The following is a 16,600-nucleotide window of genomic DNA, read 5'->3' on the forward strand; positions in this document are numbered from 1 at the left end:
TGTTGGTGTGCGGGTTGTCGATGCCGCTCTCGATGATGGTGGTGGCCACGAGCACATCCAGCTCGCCGGCCGCGAACTCCTCCATCACGCGCTCCAGCTCCTCTTTGGTCATCTGCCCGTGGGCCACGCCCACCCGCGCCTCGCCGGCCGCGGCGTGCACGCGGTCCACCGCCTCGTCGATGGAGCGCACCCGGTTGCTCACGTAGTACACCTGACCGCCCCGGGCCAGCTCGTAGCGAATGGCCGCGCTCACCACGTCGGGATCCCACTCCCCCACGTGCACCTCCACCGGGCGCCGCTCGTCGGGCGGCGTGAGGATGAGCGACATGTCGCGCACGCCCGACAACGACATCTGCATGGTGCGCGGAATGGGCGTGGCCGACAGCGTGAGCACGTCGATGGACTCGCGCAAGTTCTTCAGCTGCTCTTTGTGCTGCACGCCGAAGCGCTGCTCCTCGTCGATGATGACGAGTCCCAGATCGTGCGGGTTCACGTCGCGCGAGAGCAGCCGGTGGGTGCCCACGAGCACCTGCACCTCCCCCGATGCGAAGCCCTCGAGCGCCCGGGCTTGCTGCTCGTTCGTGCGGAAGCGCGAGAGCACCTCTACGGTCACGCCGAAGGGCCCGAAGCGGTCCTTGAAGGAGGTGTAGTGCTGCTGGGCCAGAATGGTGGTGGGGCACAGCACCATCACCTGCTTGCCGTCCTGGGTGGCCTTGAAGGCGGCGCGCAGGGCCACCTCGGTCTTGCCGAAGCCCACGTCCCCGCAGATGAGGCGGTCCATGGGCCGGGCCGATTCCATGTCGGCCTTCACATCGGCGATGGCCGCCAGCTGGTCGGGCGTCTCCTGGTAAGGGAAGGCCTCCTCCATCTCGCGCTGCCAGGGGGTGTCGGGGCTGAAGCGGAAGCCCTGGGTGGCGGCGCGGCGGGCGTACACGTCCACCAAATCGAAGGCGAGCTTCTTGGTGGCCTTGCGAGCCTTCGCAAGCGCCCGCGACCAGTCGCTCGTGTTCAGGCGCGTAAGCCGCGGGCTCGCCCCCTCGGGCCCCACGTAGCGCGTCACGCGGTCGAGCTGCTCCACGGGCACGAACAGCTTGTCTCCCTCGGCGTATTCCAGCTGCAGGTAGTCGCGCTCGGTGCCGTCCACTTCGCGGCGCACCAGATCGCGGAAAAAGGCGATGCCGTGGGCGGCGTGCACCACGTAGTCGCCCGGCTTGAAGGGGAAGGTGACCTCCGTGACGTCCACCGACACCCGGGCCGCGCGGCTGGCGGCCCGCGAGCCCTGGGTATCGGCCGCGCTCACGAGGGCGAGGTGCGCCTTGGGAATGATCATGCCGAGGGGAATGTCCACATCCACGATGTTCACCACGCCCCGGCGCAGGCGGCGCTTGGCCTGGGCAGGGGTATCGGCGTCGGCGGCAACTCGGGAGTCCTTCGGCGCGGGAGGGGCGGAACACTCCGTGCTCGGGCAGTCCTCGCTCGGCGGAACAGCCCACGGGGCTGTTCCGTTCGCTGCGGAATCTGCGCGCGGAGCATTCCGCCCCTCCCCCGTGGAGGCATTTCCGTTGTCAAGATTCTCCGGCTTCAAAATCTGGATGGGGATGCCGTGGTCCACGAAGGCGTGGCGCATGGTCTCGCGCGCGCGGTAGTTCGGCGCGGAGAACACCACCGTGTAGCGGTCGTCGGTGAGCCCCTTCAGCTTCCCGAAGATCTTGTCGGGCACGCCGGCCACGTCCACGCGCTTCACCGGCAGCTCGTCGTCCAGCTCGCCGCCCACGCGCATGATGGACACGTAGGTGGCGCGCACGGCCCCGCCGAAGTCCATGGCCGCCGGGCTCGCGTACAGGCCCGCAAGCGCGATGTTCGTGCCCCGGGCGCGCTCGGCCAAGTCGTCGGCGGCATGGGCCGCGTCGTCGAAGAGCGATCGCGGCTCGACGAGCGTAGTGAGCGTGCCCGCGCCCGCGTAGGCCCCGAGCGTCACCGGGTTCTTGTACAGGTAGGGCAGAATCACGTCGGCGCCCTCGAACACGAGGCCGCCCTCCATCTTCTCCAGCACCTCGCGCAGGGCCGGGTTGGTGAGCGCCGGCTTCTCCAGGGCGCGCCGGGCGTCGGCCAAGGCGCGCGGGGACGTGGGAAACTCCGAGACCGGGTACACCTCCACGCTCGGCAGCGAGGAGATGGTCTGGCCCGTCGCCGGCACGATGCGGCGGATCTCCTCCAGCTCGTCGCCGAAGAAGTCGAGCCGCACCGGAAAGTCCAGATTGCCGGGGAATACGTCCAGCGTGCCGCCGCGGTGGGCGAAAGTGCCCGGCCCGTCCAGCTCGCCGGTGTCGGCATAGCCGGCCGCCGCGAAGGCGCGGGGCAGATCGTCCAGCTCCTCCACGCCGGGAATGCCCATGTCCGAAAGCTCGGCGCCGGCGGCAAGGGCCAGGGGACGCGCGGCCATGGCAGAGGGCGGCGCCATGAGGCGCAGAAGGGCCCGCGCGCTCGCCACCACCACGACCGGCCGCGCCGACTGCAGCGCCCAGGCCGCCTCCATCCGCTGCGCGATCACGCGGGCGTCGGGCTTCTTGGGCGCGAAGGGCGCGTCAGCCCGCTCGGGGAAGCGCAGCACACGCTCCTCCCCCACGTAGGCAGCTACCTGGCGGGCGAAAGTGACCGCCGCATCCTCGCCGGCCACCACCACAAGCGTGGCCTGGGGCGCATGGGCGAAGCGGGCCGCCACGAGGAAGGGCCGGGCCGATGCCGCCACGCCGAGGGTGGCGTCGGTGCCGGCGTCGAGCTTTCCCCAGAACGCGTCCAGGCAGCCGGATTTCTCCAAGGTGAAGGCGAGCGAGTCGATGAGCACGGCGGCCTCTTTTCTGCAACGGCAAACGACGAAAGCCGCCCGAGCGGGCGGCGGGCGCCGCGAAAAGGCGCCGCGTCCAGTGTAGCGCACCGGCGCGCCTACGCCGCCGCCCTGACCCCCAACGGTAGCAAAGAGGTCAACCGCCCGCGCGCGACGACCGCGGCCAATCGAGGGCGAATCGGGACTTTCTCCGATTATTTGCGCCGGGCGGTCACACCCAGAACGCGACAGCCGTCTAATGGAAGTCAGCGAGAGACACCCGAGGAGAAGAGGCTATGGACCAAAACGCACTCACCGACCGACAACGGCGCAATCTGGTGAAACGCGCCCAGCGAGGCGATGGAGCCGCTTTCGGCGCGTTAGTGCGCGACTGCTCGGACACCCTGTATCGCGTGTGCCTCGGCGCGACGGGCGGGCGCGAGGCGGACGCGGCCGAGGCAGCGCAAAACGCGCTCGCAGCGGCATGGAGAGGCCTGGAATCGCTCAGAGAGCCGCGTTTTTTCAAAACCTGGCTCATCCGCATCTGCCTGAACGAGTGCACCGATATCGTGCGCCGCCGACGCGAAGCGGATCTCTTGGACACGCAAGTCGAGAGCCTGGCCGACCCCGCCCTCCACCCGGCAGCGGCCCTGGAGGCCGACGCCGGCTTTCGCGAACTTGTGCAGATGGCGGGTGCGGACAACGGAGCCGCCATCGCCCTCTACTACGGCGAGGGCTACCGAACCGATGAGATCGCCGAGATCCTGGGCATATCGCCCGCGGCGGTGCGCCAGCGCCTCTCGCGCGGGCGACGGGCCATCGCGAATGCCTTGGCCGCAGGAGAACCCGATGCCACCGCGCCGCAACCGACGCCCCGGCCCCGGAGCGCGCAACCCGACCTTGCCGTCGACGCCCGGGCGCCGGGAGCGGCCCGCGAGCATGCCCAACTCCCCCGACACTCCATCTCGTAAGCGAGGTCCCCATGAACGAGAAACACCTTGACGACTTCATAACCTCCCGCGCTAGCGATGCCCGCCCCAGCGCCTCCTTCAAGGCAGCCATAGACCACGCGCTGGCTGCCGCGGACAACACTTCCGACCAAGCTTGCCGCGGCGATGGCGGCAATCGCCTCCCGGCGCATCGCCCCCGCCGCGGGACGGCCCGCGGGCGCCGCGTTCCCGCCGGGCTGCCCCGGGCCGCGGCTGTGGCGATCGCCGTTATCGTAGGAGTGGGCGGATCGGCTTGGGCCGCGGAAAAGCTCGGCTTCGCCCTGCAGCAGACCGACGCCAACCAAATGCAGGTGAGCCCCCAGATGCCCGAGGAGGACAACCGCTCCGCAGATGCCCAGACCATCGACGAGTACGAGTTGGCATTCTCCTACATTCCCGCAAGTCTGCCCGACCACCTCGTGGGCACGGACTCCGGCGGCTTCAGCAACAATGAGGGCTTCGCGGGCTGGTCTCAGTTCGCCCCCTCCATCGAGTACTACACCTACTATCTGGACACGACCGAGGCCGCAGTCTTTTCGTCCGTCGAGAACGGCGAGGTCGTCGAAGTAGCTGGCCGCGAGGCGGTGCTCATGGAATTCGACTACGGCATGAGGCACGCCCAACGCAGCACTCAGACGCGCCTCTACGTCGCCTTCCCCGACGAGCGGCGCGTGGTGCACCTGCAGACGAGCAGCGCGGACCTGGCCGACGAGCTCGTGCCCATCGCCGAGGGAATGAGCCTAAAGCCCACGGGTCGCACGGTGCCTCTTGAGTTCCAAATTACCTGGAGCCAGGCCGTCGAGGGAGCACGCGCCGACGCCGAGGACGCCGCCATGCGGGCTTGGGGCAACGGCTCCGAAGACGGCTTCGGCATCCTCTGCGGCACCACGCTGACCGATGAGCAGATGGGCCCGCTTCGCACCGTCGGCGAGACCTTCCCGCTGCCCGGCAACGAGGCGATCGCCGTCACCGTAGATTCCGTCGAATTCCACGACGACGGATCCCTCGTCGACCGCGCGTGGATGCCCGCCAGCTGGCGCAAGCTCATCGACGAGGACGGCTCCCTCGCCGAGGGCACCCTCGTCTACGTCAGCTACGGCGACGGGCGAAGCGACACCGATACCGTGGTGAAGGAGGAGGCCATTCCGCTGAAGCTCTTGGAAGTGTCAGTGACGCTGGCCAACGAAAGCGCCGAGACCCAGGACGACATCCGGTGCGCGCTCTCCCTGGAAAGCGCCGTGCACGAGGACGGTACCTGGGCGCGATATCGTCGTGTGGACGAGTGCCCCGGGGCTGACGAGGCGCAATGCGATCTCGGCGTGGGCGCGGGCCTCGCCGACTACGTCGAGCGCCTCGACAACGGCAGCATCGGGCACATGGACCGGCGCCTGGGCTCCCTGGATCCCGGGGAGACGAGAGAGGTGCGCTACCTGTGGCTCGTGCTTGCCGACGAGGCCGACAAGCTCCTGCTGGACATCGACATAGACGGCATGGGAGACTACGGCGATGGCACCTTCGGCCAGCGGCTGGTGGACATCCGCGCATTGTAACGAATCGGGGCGGCCCTGAGGAATTCTCGGAGAGCAACGAGGCGCCCTGTGCGACAATGGAAGATGCCCCGCGCCCACAGCGGGGCAAGCGCGAAGCGGGCTGCGGCGAGGGGCCTCCCCTCCGAACCCGCTGGTCTCACTTTCCGCAACCCTAGCAAGGAGCAACCATGGCACGGGAATCCCTGGCGAGCAAGAAGGAGCGCGCGGCGGCCATCGAGGAGCGCATGTTCGCCCACTACGGGCCGGGCAAGGCGTCGCTCGACTACACCACCCCCTTCGAGCTGACGGTGGCCGTGGTGCTGTCGGCCCAATGCACCGACGCGGCCGTGAACAAGACCACGCCGGCGCTCTTCGCCGCCTTCCCCACCCCGGCCGCCCTGGCCGCGGCCTCCCCCGACGAGGTGGCCTCCATCATCCGCTCGCTGGGCTTCTTCCGCAGCAAGGCGAAGAACCTCGTGGCCTTGGCGCAGATGGTGATGGCCGATTTCGGCGGCGAGATTCCCGCCGACGTGGACGCGCTGCAGAAGCTGCCCGGCGTGGGCCGCAAGACGGCGAACTGCGTCATGTGCGAGGCGTTCAAGGACCCCCAGGGCATCGCCGTGGACACGCACGTGTACCGCATCGCCCACCGCCTGAAGCTGGCCGGCCCCTCGGCCGACACGCCGCAGAAGGTGGAGGACATTTTGCTGAAGGTGTACCCGCGCCCCCAATGGCTGTTCATCAACCACCAGTGGGTGCACTTCGGCCGCGAGTTCTGCCGTGCCCGCAACCCCCGCTGCGCCGACTGCATCGTGGGCGATCTGTGTCCCACCCGCGGGCAGTGGGGCTAGGCCGTCTTTCGCGCAAGCGGGAAGCCGCGGCGGTCAAGCTCGGCGGCCACGGTCTCCACGAGCAGGGGCAGCGCCGCCTCGCAGGCCGGAGAGAGGCCCACGTAGAACTCGGAGGGCGACGGGTTTTCCACCTGCATGCCGAGGCAGTAGCCCTCGGCCGCATACCCCATGAGCGACGCGGCGTCGAAGAGGTCCACGAGCTTCAGATCGTGCAGCGAGGCCTCCGGCCCGGCATGGCGCGCCATGGCATCGGGCTCGAAGCGGTAGACGGTGCCGGGCGCGTCCCCCGTGCCGTCCACGGCGTCCACCGTGAGGATGAGATCGCACGCCTCCACGTAGCCGAGCATGTCGAGCGCCATGCAGCCCACGTCCAGCAGCTGCACGTTGGCGGGAATCTCGAAGGTGTCGAGCATGAGGTCAAAGGCTGCCGGCGCCACGCCGTCGTCCATCATGAGCCGGTTGCCCACGAAGAACACCGCCGCCCGGCGCTCGGCGCTCACTGGGCGCTCCCGGGCAGGTTCGCGGCGGCCTCCATGGCCGGGCGCATATCCAGGTTGTACCAGGTGGCGAACGCCACCACGGCCACGGCCGCCACCGCGCCGGCCACCGCCCACGCCCGCTGGCGGCGCAGGTAGGTCGCGCGATCCACCCCCATGGCCTCGGCCCGGTGCGCCGCGAAGGGCTGGGCCACGATGGCGAACACCACGGTCGCGCCCACGAGTCCCACGAGCATGACCGCCGCCAGGACCACGTTCATAACCGTCGGCTGCGCGGAGGCCGCATAAACGGCGTTGTCCACGAACAGCCACGCCACGAAGAACAGAAACGCCGGCCACATCCCGTGGGCCGGCCCCCACACGGGCGCCAGCAGAAACGCCCCCAGGTTCACCCGGGGAAGCCCCCTCAGAAACTTCTCCTCCTCGGCAATCTGCTCATCGGTCAATCCGGCCACGGCACGCTCCTTGTCATCCAACCAGTTTGGATGATTCTACCTGCTCGACGTACCATTCCATGAACTTTTCCAGCGGTTTGCGCAAAACGAGGCCCAGAAGGGCGGCGGGGACGAGGAACAGCGCGAGCTCGCCGAGCTGCACCCAGAAGTCGTTGCCGTAGGGGCCCATCATGGCCGCGCGCATGGCGTTCACCACGTGGGTGGCGGGAAGCCAGGGGCTCAGAGCCTGGATGAACCCGGGCAGGATCTGCAGCGGGAACGAGCCGCCGCAGCCGGTGACCTGAACGATGAGCAGCAGCACGGCGATGGCCTTGCCGAGGTTGGCGAAGGCGGCCACGAGCGCGTAGATGAGGAAGGTGAACACGAGACCCGCCGTCCAGAAGCAGAGCATGAACAGCACCGGCTCGGCCACCTGCACCTGCAGGAAGAGCCAGTTCCCGAGTCCCATGAGGGTGGTCTGCGCCAGCGAGATGCCCCCCATGACGGCGAAGCGCCCCAAGAAGAGCTGGCGGGGCTTCGCGTCCGCAAGGCCCGCGGCGCGCGCCTCGGCCGGCGACACCTTCGGACGCACCACCACGAGGATGAGCAGCGAGCCGATGAACAGCGCGAGGGTGGTGTAGAGCGGCGCCATGGCGCTGCCGAAGTTCTCCACGGGAAACACCGCGATGCGCTCGAGGCCCACGGGCATGGCGAGGGCCCGGGAGAGCACGTCCACATCCGACCCCAGCACGGCGCGCAGGGCCTCGCGGTCGCCCGAGGCGAGGGCCTCGTCGATGCCGGCGGCCATGGTGCGCAGGTCCTCGGCGGCCGCGGAGAGCTTGGCTGCCACCTCGGTGATCTTCTCGGAGGTGGACCCCATGGCCTCGGAGGCGGAGCCCGCGGCCCCGGCCAGCTCGTCGCCCGTGCCGCGCAGGTCGTCCACGATGGCGCCCATACGGTCGGCGGCCTCGCCGGCATCCTCGGCCAGCGATGCGAGGCCGGGGGCCACGTTGGCCGCGTAGTCGTCGCGCAGGGACTGGATCTGCTCGCGGGCGGCCGCCGCGTCGGCCTTCGCCTGGTCGCGCTCCCCGGCGATGTTCGCGTCGCCGGACTCCAGCTTGTCCGCGGCGCCCCGCAGGCTCTCGGCCATGGAGGCGGCCGTATCGGCCACGGCCCCCACCCGCGACGCGAAGGCCTCCAGGTTCGGGCGCAGCGCCTCGGGAACGCGCTCGGCCAGGCCCGTCAGCGAGTCGGCGGCCTGGCGGTAGAGGGACGCCTGGGCATCGAGGGTCTCGGCGTGCTCGCGCAGGTCGGCGGCGGCCGCGCCCACGTCCTCGGAGGCGGTGGCGAACAGGGCGTCCACCTTCTCCTCCACAGCGTCGAAGCCGGCGGCGCTCTGCTCGAGGGCATCGGAGAGCTGGGCGGCCGAGCCCTTGAGGGCGTCCACCGTGGCCGGCACCGCGCCGGCCTGGGAGGTGGCCGCGTCCAGCGTGCCGTCCACGGTGGAGGCGGCCTTCTGGGCGAGGGCGGCTGAGTCGTCGGCCAGGCTCTGGCAGGCCTGGGCGAGCGAGCTGTACAGCGAGAGCACCGAGGCAGTGTCGTCCACGGCCCCGGCCATGTCGCGCACGTGATCGGCCACCTCGGCGATGCGCCCGTCCCAATCCTCCGAGTCGGCGAACGACGACACCGCCTCGGCCAGCGACAGCGACACCTCCGAGAGCGTCTCGGCGAACACGGAGTTTATCTGGTAGGACACCGAATCGGCGCCCTTATCGGTGATCTTGGGGGCGATGGCGCTCTTCTTCTCGTTGGTGTAGTACACGATGTCGGCATGCTGGGCGTCGGCGGTGTAGAAGGTGAGCATGTCGCGGCTGAAGCTCTTCGGGATGACCACGGCGGCGTAGTAGCGGCCCGAGCGCGCCCCGTCGATGGCGTCCTCCTCGTCGGTGAACACCCAGTCGATCTGGTCGTTGGCCCGCAGCGCGCTCACGACCTGGTCGCCCACGTTCACGCGGATGGGTATGAGGTCGCTCTTGTAGCCCTCGTCGGTGTTGGCCACGGCCACGGTGAGGTTGCCCGTGTTCTCGAAGACGTTCCAGCAGGCGATGATGTTGTACCAGGCGAACAGCGAGGGCACGATGACGAGCCCCACGGCGATGATGATGGACATGACGTTGGCCGAGAGCCGCTTGAAGTCGGCCCGGGCCAGGCGCAGGATGTTATCCACGGCCCTCACCCCCCTTCGCGTCCGCATCGCCTTCCGGTGCCGGCCGCTCCGAGGCCCCGTCCGCGTCGGCGGCGTGCTCCGACGCGGGGACGCCCGCATCCCGCCCGCCAACCGGGCCGCCGGTGCGGGCATCGAGGTCGGCGGCGCTCGCCACCGTGACCGAGGCGTCGTACAGGTCGAGCAGGCTCGCGTCCGACATGGACTCCAGCCTCATCTGGCGCTCGAAGCTGAAGCGCAGGCTCTCCACGACGACGAGGGCCACGAACAGGAGGATCATCCACAGAAGCCAGCCGGTGAGCAGCCACACCTTCTCGGCCGGCGTGAGCGCGAACACCACCGCCAGGGCCACCGGCACCGCGATGCCGGCGATGATGGCCCCCTTCATGAGCCGCGGGTACCAGCGCGAGAAGCGGGCGTAGCGCTTGTCGAGGGCGCGTCCGTAGGCGTCCTTGTCGGCGAGCGCCCGCAAGATCTGGGAGATGCGGTAGGGACGCACGGGGATGTCGACGTCCTCGCCGTTGAACAGGCCGCCCTCGCGCACCTGGCGCGCCACCATGCGGTTCACGTTCGCCATGAGCGGGCGCACGAGCAGGCCTGAGGCCGTGAAGAGCGCGAAGAACAGGGCGAGCACCGCCAGATCGGCGGCGTACTGGGCGCCGTAGAAGCCGCAGATGGCCTCGCGCATGGCCCCGATGCCGTAGGTGAAGGGGAACAGCGGGTAGATGGCCTGGAAGAAGCCGGAGGTCATCTCGATGGGATAGAGCCCCGTGGCGCCGGGTATCTGGGCGAAGACGAGCACGATGCAGATGCCCTTCCCGATGTGCTGCAGCGTGACCGAGAAGGAGTAGATGATGGCCAAATACGAGAGCGACGCGCATACCGCCGCCGCGAAGAGCGCCGGGGCGCTGGCCGCCTGCACCCCGATGACGAGCACGCCGGCGCAGCAGATGACCGCCTGGAGCGCGGCCATGGCGGCGAGCAGGAGGAAGCGGCCCCAGTAGCGCTGGCCGAGCGTGAGGTTCTCGATGCCCTCGCCGTCGGCCTCCTGGCGCATGATGACGAGCAGCATGAAGGCGCCGATCCAGAAGGTGAGGTTCATGAACAGCGGGGCCATGGCGCTGCCGTAGGCGTTCAGCGGGTAGAGCGACTCGGTGACCACCTCGGTGGGCGAGGCCATGAAGCCGGCGATCTTGCCGGCGTCGAGCCCCTCCTCCCCGAACAGGCGCGCGAGCGCGTCGGAGGCGCCGAAGGCCTGCACATCGTTGTACACAAGGCCCAGCTCCGACTCTATCCCCTCGAAGAGCTGGTCGGTCTGCTCGACGGTGGAGCGCGCCGTGTCCATAGTGGCGTCCAGCTGGTCCACCACAAGGCCGGTCTGCTCCACGAGAAGCCGCTGGTCGCCGAGGGACGCGTCCAGGGCGGAGGCCGTGGAGGAGAGCGCCTCCAGGGCGTCGTCGACCGCCGGCAGCGTGGTGCCGAACAGGCCCGTGGCGTAGGAGCCCATGGAACCGGTGGCGCCGCTCACGGCGTCGTCGAGGGCGGCCGCAGCGTCCCCGACGGCCCCCGAGGTGTCCTCGGTGCGCTGGGCGAGGCCCGACAGCGACGAGAGGGTGTCGGCCGCCGCCGCGGTCCGCTCGTCGAGGGTGTCGGCCAGGGCCGCGAGCGCGTCGCGCTCGGCCCCCTCAGGCAGGGAGGCGGCCGCCGAGCGCACGGCCTCGGCCAGAGCGCGGCTCTCCCCCACGGCCACGTTGCCCTGGGCGATGGCCGCCTGCACGCTGCCCGATGCCTGGCCCACCGCGCCCTCGAGGGCCGCCGCGGCGCTGCGGGCGCGCGAGGAGGCGTCCGTGGCGGCCGTGAGGCTCTTGCCGAAGGCCGGGGCGGCGAAGGCGGAGAAGTCGGCCAGGGTCTTCTGGAGCCCCGCGGAGGTCTCCTTGAGCTCGTCGAGAGTCCCGTCGGCCGCGTCGATCCCCTCGCCGGCGCGCCCGAGGGCCTCCCGGGCCTCGTCGGCCTTCTCCTGGGCGCCCTTGGCGGTCTCGCCGATCTTCGCGAGGGTGGTGCGCGCATCCCCCACCGCCCCGATGGCCGCCGAGAGCTTCTCGGCGGCCCGCGAGCGCGTCTCGTCGGCCGAGGCGCGGGAGTCGTCGATGGCCTCGTCGATGGCCTTGACGGCCACGTCGGTCACCGTGGACACGAAGGTGGAGTTCACCGTCTCGTCCAAGGTGGTGGCGCCCGTGTCGGTGATCTTGGGCGAGACGGGGCCCGCCTTCTCGTTCACGTAGTACTCGAGCTTGGGCTGGGTGAAGTCGCCCGTGGTGAGGGTGAGCAGGTCGGCCGTGAAGTGCTCGGGGATGACGAAGGCGGCGTAGGCCGCGCCCGAGCGAACCTCGTCCATGGCGGCGTCGTAGTCGGTGAACTCCCACTTCAGCTGGGTGTTCTCGTGCAGCTGGTCGACGATTCTGTCGCCCACATTCAAATCCCCGGTCAGATCGGACGAGCCGCCGGCGTCCTGATTCACCACGCACACCGTGAGGTTGCCGGTGTTGTCGTAGGGGTTCCAGAAGCCGATGACGTTGTACCAGGTGTACACCGAGGGCAGCACGAGCAGCGCCGCGACCACCACGAGCGCCGCCGGGGTATGCACGAGGCGCAGAAGGTCGCGCCTCAGTATCTTCAACACGTTCCTCACGGAAACGGGTCCTTTCCGCATAAACTGGGCCGGAAAACAGTATCGTCCATCATAGCGCAACCCTGAGGCGCGCGCTCAGCCTTGTTGACGGATCGGAACCATCAGTCAGCCGGCGCGGACGGCCGGCGAAGGCGCGGGCTCCCCGCCCATGCGCCTCCAGGCGCGCGGCATCCGCTCGCGGGCGCGGGGCCTCCCGGCGCCCAGGGCGGCACCACGCATCCCCGCCCCTCCGCTCGAGACCCCAACGAAAAAGGCGGCCTCCGGAGAGGCCGCCTCGGGCAGTGCTCGTTTTCACTCAACCCTTAGTGCACGTCGTTGTCCTCGCCAACGATGTTGTGCAGGTCGGGGTCGTACACCAGGCCGCCATGCTCCTTGTGGATGAACATGAGCTTGGTGGGGGCGAAGCCCTCCACGTTGGCCAGGTACACGTGGATGAACATGAAGATGATGAACACGTACATGCCGAAGTAGTGGATGATGCGCATGGACATGAGACCGCCCACGAGGTTCGTCGTCGCGGCGAACACGGGCACGTTCATGGTCACGCCCCACAGGCACAGACCGGTCCAGAACATCAGCAGGATGAGGATCGGGATCAGCAGATAGCTGATCTTCTGCGGCACGCCGAGCTTGGCGCCCAGGGGATGGTCCTTCTTCAGGAACAGGTAGTACTTGATCCACTCCAGGGCCTGATGGCGGTTGTCCTTCTGGGGCAGCCAGGTCTTGTAGTCGGTCACCTGCTGGCGGGTGCCGCCGGTGGGCGAGGTCTTCACGAAGAAGGCCATGATCACGCGGGCCACGCAGTTGATGAACAGCACGAAGCCGAAGAAGATATGGCAGCCGCGGGAGATGCCCGTGAGGTAGGGCAGCACCGGGAAGTGGATGATGATGCCCGACAGGATAAGCATGATCATGGCCACGAGGTTGATCCAGTGGGTCACCACGAATACGAGAGGATGGGCCTCTTTGTAGTGTGCGAGATGGGCCATCTTACTTCACCCCCCAAGGGCTGGTGACGGTCTCGAAGGACTTGCCGGTCGCGCGGTCGGTCACATGCACGGCGCAGGCGGTGCAGGGATCGAAGGAATGGACCGTGCGCAGGGCGTTGATCGGCTTCTCGATGTCGGCCACCGGCACGCCGATGAGCGCCTGCTCGAGCGGGCCGTGCTCGCCCTGGGAGTTGATGGGAGCGAGGTTCCACGTGGACGGGATGATGATCTGGTAGCCCTCGATCTTGCCGTCGACCACCTTCTCGGAGTGGTAGAGGGCGCCGCGGGGGGCCTCCCAGAAGCCGGTGCCCTCGCCGGTGGTGCGCTCGGGAGCGCGGAAGTACTCGGAGTCGCCGCCCTTGATGGCCTCGGCGAGCTCGGTGACCCACTCCACCATGAGGTCGGCCACGTACATGGTCTCGATCTGGCGGATGGCCGTGCGGCCGAGGGTGGACTGGAAGGCGGACAGGTCGCCCGGCTTCGCGCCCAGGATACCGAGCACCGCGTCGACGTTCTCCTTGATGAAGGGCACGCCGCGCACGTAGGCCGCGAAGATGCGGGACATGGAGCCCGCCTCCATCGGCTTGCCGTCGTAGGCGGGGCACTTGACCCAGGTGTAGCGGTCGTCGACGTTGTAGTCGGTGAAGTCCGGGTCGGTAGTGAAGTAGGGCGAGGTGTAGGTCTCGTCGCCGGCGTACCAGGAATGGCCCATGTACTCGGTGATGAGGTTCTCCTGCACGTCGGACACGTCGAAGCTCTCGTTGAGCACGCCCATGGGCAGGTAGCGGTTCTTCATCTGCTCGATGTAGTCGTCGCCGTAGGGCCAGCCGTTGCCCTCGAACACGCCCCAGGCGATGTAGCGGCCGCAGCCCTTGCCGAAGGTCAGCGCCTCGGCGTAGGGGCCCGCGAGCGCCACGGTGTCGGCGAGCACGGTGTCGTTCACCCAGTCGCGCACCTCGATGGCCATGGCGAGCAAATCGTCGAGCTTGCTCTCGGTGGGCACCCACATGTTGCCGCCGGGGATGGAGGTCATGACGTGGGGCATCTTGCCGCCGAGCAGCGCCGCCATCTCGGAGGCGCGGGCCTGCATCTTCAGAGCCTCCAGGTAGTGGGAGGTGAGGATGAGGTCGAGCTCGGGGGTGAGCTTGTAGGCCTCGCCGCCGTCGGCGTCGAACCAGTTGCCCGAGAAGATGGACAGCTGGCCGTTGGCCGCGAAGGCGCCCAGCTTATCGTAGAGCTGGTTCAGGTCGGAATGCAGCGCCAGGCCGTTCTCCAGGGCGACGGCGTAGGCGTCGTCCACGTTGGCGTTCAGCGCGTTCAGCGGGTTCACGTAGTCGAGAGCCGCCAGGTTGTACAGCCACAGGATGTGGCTGTGGAGGAACTGCGCGCCCTCCAGCAGGTTGCGGACGATGCGCGCGTTGTTCGAGATCGTGATGCCGTAGGCCTTGTCGCCGGCGATGGACGACGCATGGGCGTGGGACACGGGGCACACGCCGCAGATGCGCTCGACGATCTGGGCGGCGTCCTCGGGCGTGCGGTTCTGCACGACGAGCTCCATGCCGCGGAAGCAGCCGCCGGAGACCCAGGCGTCGGCAACCTTGCCGTTCTCCACTTCCATCTCGACGCGGAGATGGCCCTCGATACGGGTAATGGGATCGATAACGGAACGTGTCAAGTCAGCTCACCTCCTTCTAGTCGTTGTTGCGGGGATCGGCGTTCTTATGGACGAGCTCCTCGTCCAGCACAGGGCCGCCGGTGACCGGGTCGGCATAGGTGCCGATCTCCTGGTCGGGGTGCTTGGCGTCCCACTTGCGGATCTTCTCGAAGGGCGCGCCGCCGTCCATGCGGCCGGAGGCCTTCATGCCGAAGCCGTGCACCACGAGCGCGGCGGCCACAAGACCCGTGACGGCCACGGCGATGGTGGTCGGCTGCAGGCTCAGCGGGCCCACGCGCAGATCGCGCATGCGCTTGTAGAAGGGGGTGTTCACCTCGACCCAGTTGTCGCCGGGGTTGTGCGGGTTCGACTCGCAGCAGCCCACGCAGGGCGCGCCGGCCTGCACGCACCAGCTGCGGCGGTTGTTCCACAGCGTGACGCCGCACAGGGCGCGGGTCTGCGGGCCCTTGCAGCCCACGGGGTACAGGCAGTAGCCGAGCGCCTCCTCCTCGGAGCCGAACTCGTAGACGAACTCGCCGTTCTCGAAGTGGCCGCGGCGCTCGCAGTTGTCGTGGATGGTCTGGTTGAACAAATCGCCCGGCATGTTGAAGTCGTTCAGGCGGTTGAGCAGCAGGTCCATGTCCTTCATGACCACGACGTCCACCAGCACCGACATGACCCACTCGGGGTTCACCGGGCAGCCGGGCACGTTCACGACCGGGGTTTCCACGCCGACCTTCTCGAGGTACTGCTGGACGCCCAGGGCCTGCGCCGGGTTGGGGGCGGCGGCCATCCAGCCGCCGTTGACGGCGCAGGAGCCCACTGCCACGACGGCGTTGGCGCTCTCGGCAGCCTCCACCAGCGCGGTGATGCCCGTCTCGCCGGCCACGCGCAGGGCGTTGCCGTCGAAGGCCTCGAGCACAGCACCCTCGTAGATAAGGATGTAGTTGCCGGCCGCAATGGTCTGGGCCTTGGCCTCTTCCACGGAATGTCCCGCGGCGGCCGACAGGGTCTCCGAGTAGTTCAGGGAGATCAAGTCGAGCACCACGGACGCCACATCGGGAGTCTCCACCTGGGCGAAGGACTCCGTGCAGCCCGTGCAGGACGCGCCCTCGATCCAGATGACCGGGTACAGGTCACCGGACGTCGCGCCGATAACAGACTCCTCGAGCGCACTCGCCACGCGCGGGACCGCCAGCGGGGACAGGCCCGCGGCGGCGGCGATGCCGGCGCACAGCTTCATGAAGCTGCGGCGGGACACGCCACGCGAGGCAAGGATGCTGTCGAACTCTGACATCGTTGCCTGATTTTCCATGCGTACACCTCCTCATAGGTGTCTCGTCTCTCTTACATGCACTGGGTAGAGTATCCTTATCCGCGCCACATTTGCTCCACGGAATACGGATAGATGCGAAAACAACCCACCAGCGGCCTGAAAATGTTACGCCTCAGGTTGCGGGTAACAAAGTGGCGCCCCGTCAACAGGGGCAACGCCGAGCCGCCCGCGACGAAATGCCTGCGGAAGGCTGCAGGTCGTTAACGCAACCGCGCTATTCTCCCATGAACGGGCACCTTGGATTTGATGTTCTGGCGACTGCTTGGCGACCGCGGGGAAACGGATCGGGAACAGAACATAGGCCGGGAAGGCGACCACGAGAGAACCCGATGCCAGAGAGAATCCCGCCCTGCCGGGGGCAAGCCCGAGCTAGCCCGCGGAGGGGCGAAGCCTGAGCCAGCCGGGGTGAAGCCCGCGCTGCCCGGGAGGCAAGCCCGCGCTAGCCGGCGGAGGGGCGAAGCCCATGCCAGCCGGAGAGGCGAATCCCGGGCTGCCCGGGGAGGGCAAGTCCGAGCTAGTCGACGGGATAGGCCCCCTCTTTTTCCCTCCCCCTTTCCCTCCCCCTTTCCTTTCCTCTTTTCTCT

General features: G+C 68.5%; 11 protein-coding genes. 3 read left to right on the forward strand and 8 right to left on the reverse strand.

The window, feature by feature from the left end:
• Positions 1 to 2,845: transcription-repair coupling factor (locus tag Q5064_RS10555; RefSeq protein WP_302964526.1), on the reverse strand; the 2,845-nt coding region annotated here is incomplete at its 3' end.
• Between the two features lie 275 nt (positions 2,846 to 3,120).
• On the opposite strand from Q5064_RS10555, the gene Q5064_RS10560 reads away from it, so the two are divergent.
• The 3 genes from Q5064_RS10560 (at position 3,121) to nth (ending at position 6,193) form a co-directional block, all read left to right on the forward strand.
• Complete coding sequence (locus Q5064_RS10560) at positions 3,121 to 3,795, forward strand: RNA polymerase sigma factor (RefSeq protein ID WP_302964528.1); 675 nt, start codon at positions 3,121 to 3,123, stop codon at positions 3,793 to 3,795.
• A gap of 11 nt (positions 3,796 to 3,806) precedes the next feature.
• The gene (locus Q5064_RS10565; RefSeq protein ID WP_302964530.1) at positions 3,807 to 5,363 is read left to right on the forward strand and encodes a hypothetical protein; all 1,557 of its coding nucleotides are present in this window, start codon (positions 3,807 to 3,809) and stop codon (positions 5,361 to 5,363) included.
• A 167-nt stretch (positions 5,364 to 5,530) separates the two neighbouring features.
• Positions 5,531 to 6,193: an endonuclease III gene (gene nth / locus Q5064_RS10570; protein ID WP_302964532.1), complete on the forward strand. Its 663-nt coding sequence runs from the start codon at positions 5,531 to 5,533 to the stop codon at positions 6,191 to 6,193.
• Here nth and Q5064_RS10575 read toward each other — a convergent pair.
• The 7 genes from Q5064_RS10575 to Q5064_RS10605 form a co-directional block, all read right to left on the reverse strand.
• Entirely contained in the window at positions 6,190 to 6,693 is a 504-nt protein-coding gene (locus Q5064_RS10575) for a hydrogenase maturation protease (protein ID WP_302964533.1), read from the reverse strand. The genes nth and Q5064_RS10575 overlap by 4 nt on opposite strands.
• On the reverse strand, positions 6,690 to 7,145 hold the full coding sequence (locus Q5064_RS10580; protein WP_302964535.1) for a viscotoxin-A3: 456 nt from the start codon (positions 7,143 to 7,145) through the stop codon (positions 6,690 to 6,692). Before Q5064_RS10580 ends, Q5064_RS10575 begins: the two co-directional genes overlap by 4 nt.
• Positions 7,146 to 7,158: 13 nt before the next feature.
• On the reverse strand, positions 7,159 to 9,351 hold the full coding sequence (locus Q5064_RS10585) for a YhgE/Pip domain-containing protein (protein ID WP_302964537.1): 2,193 nt from the start codon (positions 9,349 to 9,351) through the stop codon (positions 7,159 to 7,161).
• Positions 9,344 to 12,037, reverse strand: coding sequence for a YhgE/Pip domain-containing protein (locus Q5064_RS10590; protein WP_302964539.1), 2,694 nt, complete (start codon positions 12,035 to 12,037; stop codon positions 9,344 to 9,346). Before Q5064_RS10590 ends, Q5064_RS10585 begins: the two co-directional genes overlap by 8 nt.
• A gap of 302 nt (positions 12,038 to 12,339) precedes the next feature.
• A complete protein-coding gene (locus Q5064_RS10595) occupies positions 12,340 to 13,026 on the reverse strand; it encodes a cytochrome b/b6 domain-containing protein (RefSeq protein ID WP_302964541.1) in 687 nt (228 codons plus the stop codon).
• 1 nt (position 13,027) lies between these two features.
• Entirely contained in the window at positions 13,028 to 14,644 is a 1,617-nt protein-coding gene (locus Q5064_RS10600) for a nickel-dependent hydrogenase large subunit (RefSeq protein WP_368389105.1), read from the reverse strand.
• Positions 14,645 to 14,717: 73 nt separating this feature from the next.
• Positions 14,718 to 15,995 (reverse strand): hydrogenase small subunit, encoded by a 1,278-nt coding sequence (locus Q5064_RS10605; protein WP_302964543.1) that lies wholly within the window; start codon positions 15,993 to 15,995, stop codon positions 14,718 to 14,720.
• Positions 15,996 to 16,600 lie beyond the last annotated feature (605 nt).

This window comes from uncultured Adlercreutzia sp., assembly GCF_958431955.1.
Classification (GTDB): Bacteria; Actinomycetota; Coriobacteriia; order Coriobacteriales; family Eggerthellaceae; genus Adlercreutzia.

Coding starts and splice junctions, on each gene's coding strand:
- Q5064_RS10560 (WP_302964528.1), top strand. CDS start 3,121: ATGGACCAAAACGCACTCACCGACCGACAACGGCGCAATCTGGTGAAA.
- Q5064_RS10565 (WP_302964530.1), top strand. CDS start 3,807: ATGAACGAGAAACACCTTGACGACTTCATAACCTCCCGCGCTAGCGAT.
- nth (WP_302964532.1), top strand. CDS start 5,531: ATGGCACGGGAATCCCTGGCGAGCAAGAAGGAGCGCGCGGCGGCCATC.
- Q5064_RS10595 (WP_302964541.1), bottom strand. CDS start 13,026: ATGGCCCATCTCGCACACTACAAAGAGGCCCATCCTCTCGTATTCGTG.
- Q5064_RS10600 (WP_368389105.1), bottom strand. CDS start 14,644: ATGGAAGTGGAGAACGGCAAGGTTGCCGACGCCTGGGTCTCCGGCGGC.
- Q5064_RS10605 (WP_302964543.1), bottom strand. CDS start 15,995: ATGGAAAATCAGGCAACGATGTCAGAGTTCGACAGCATCCTTGCCTCG.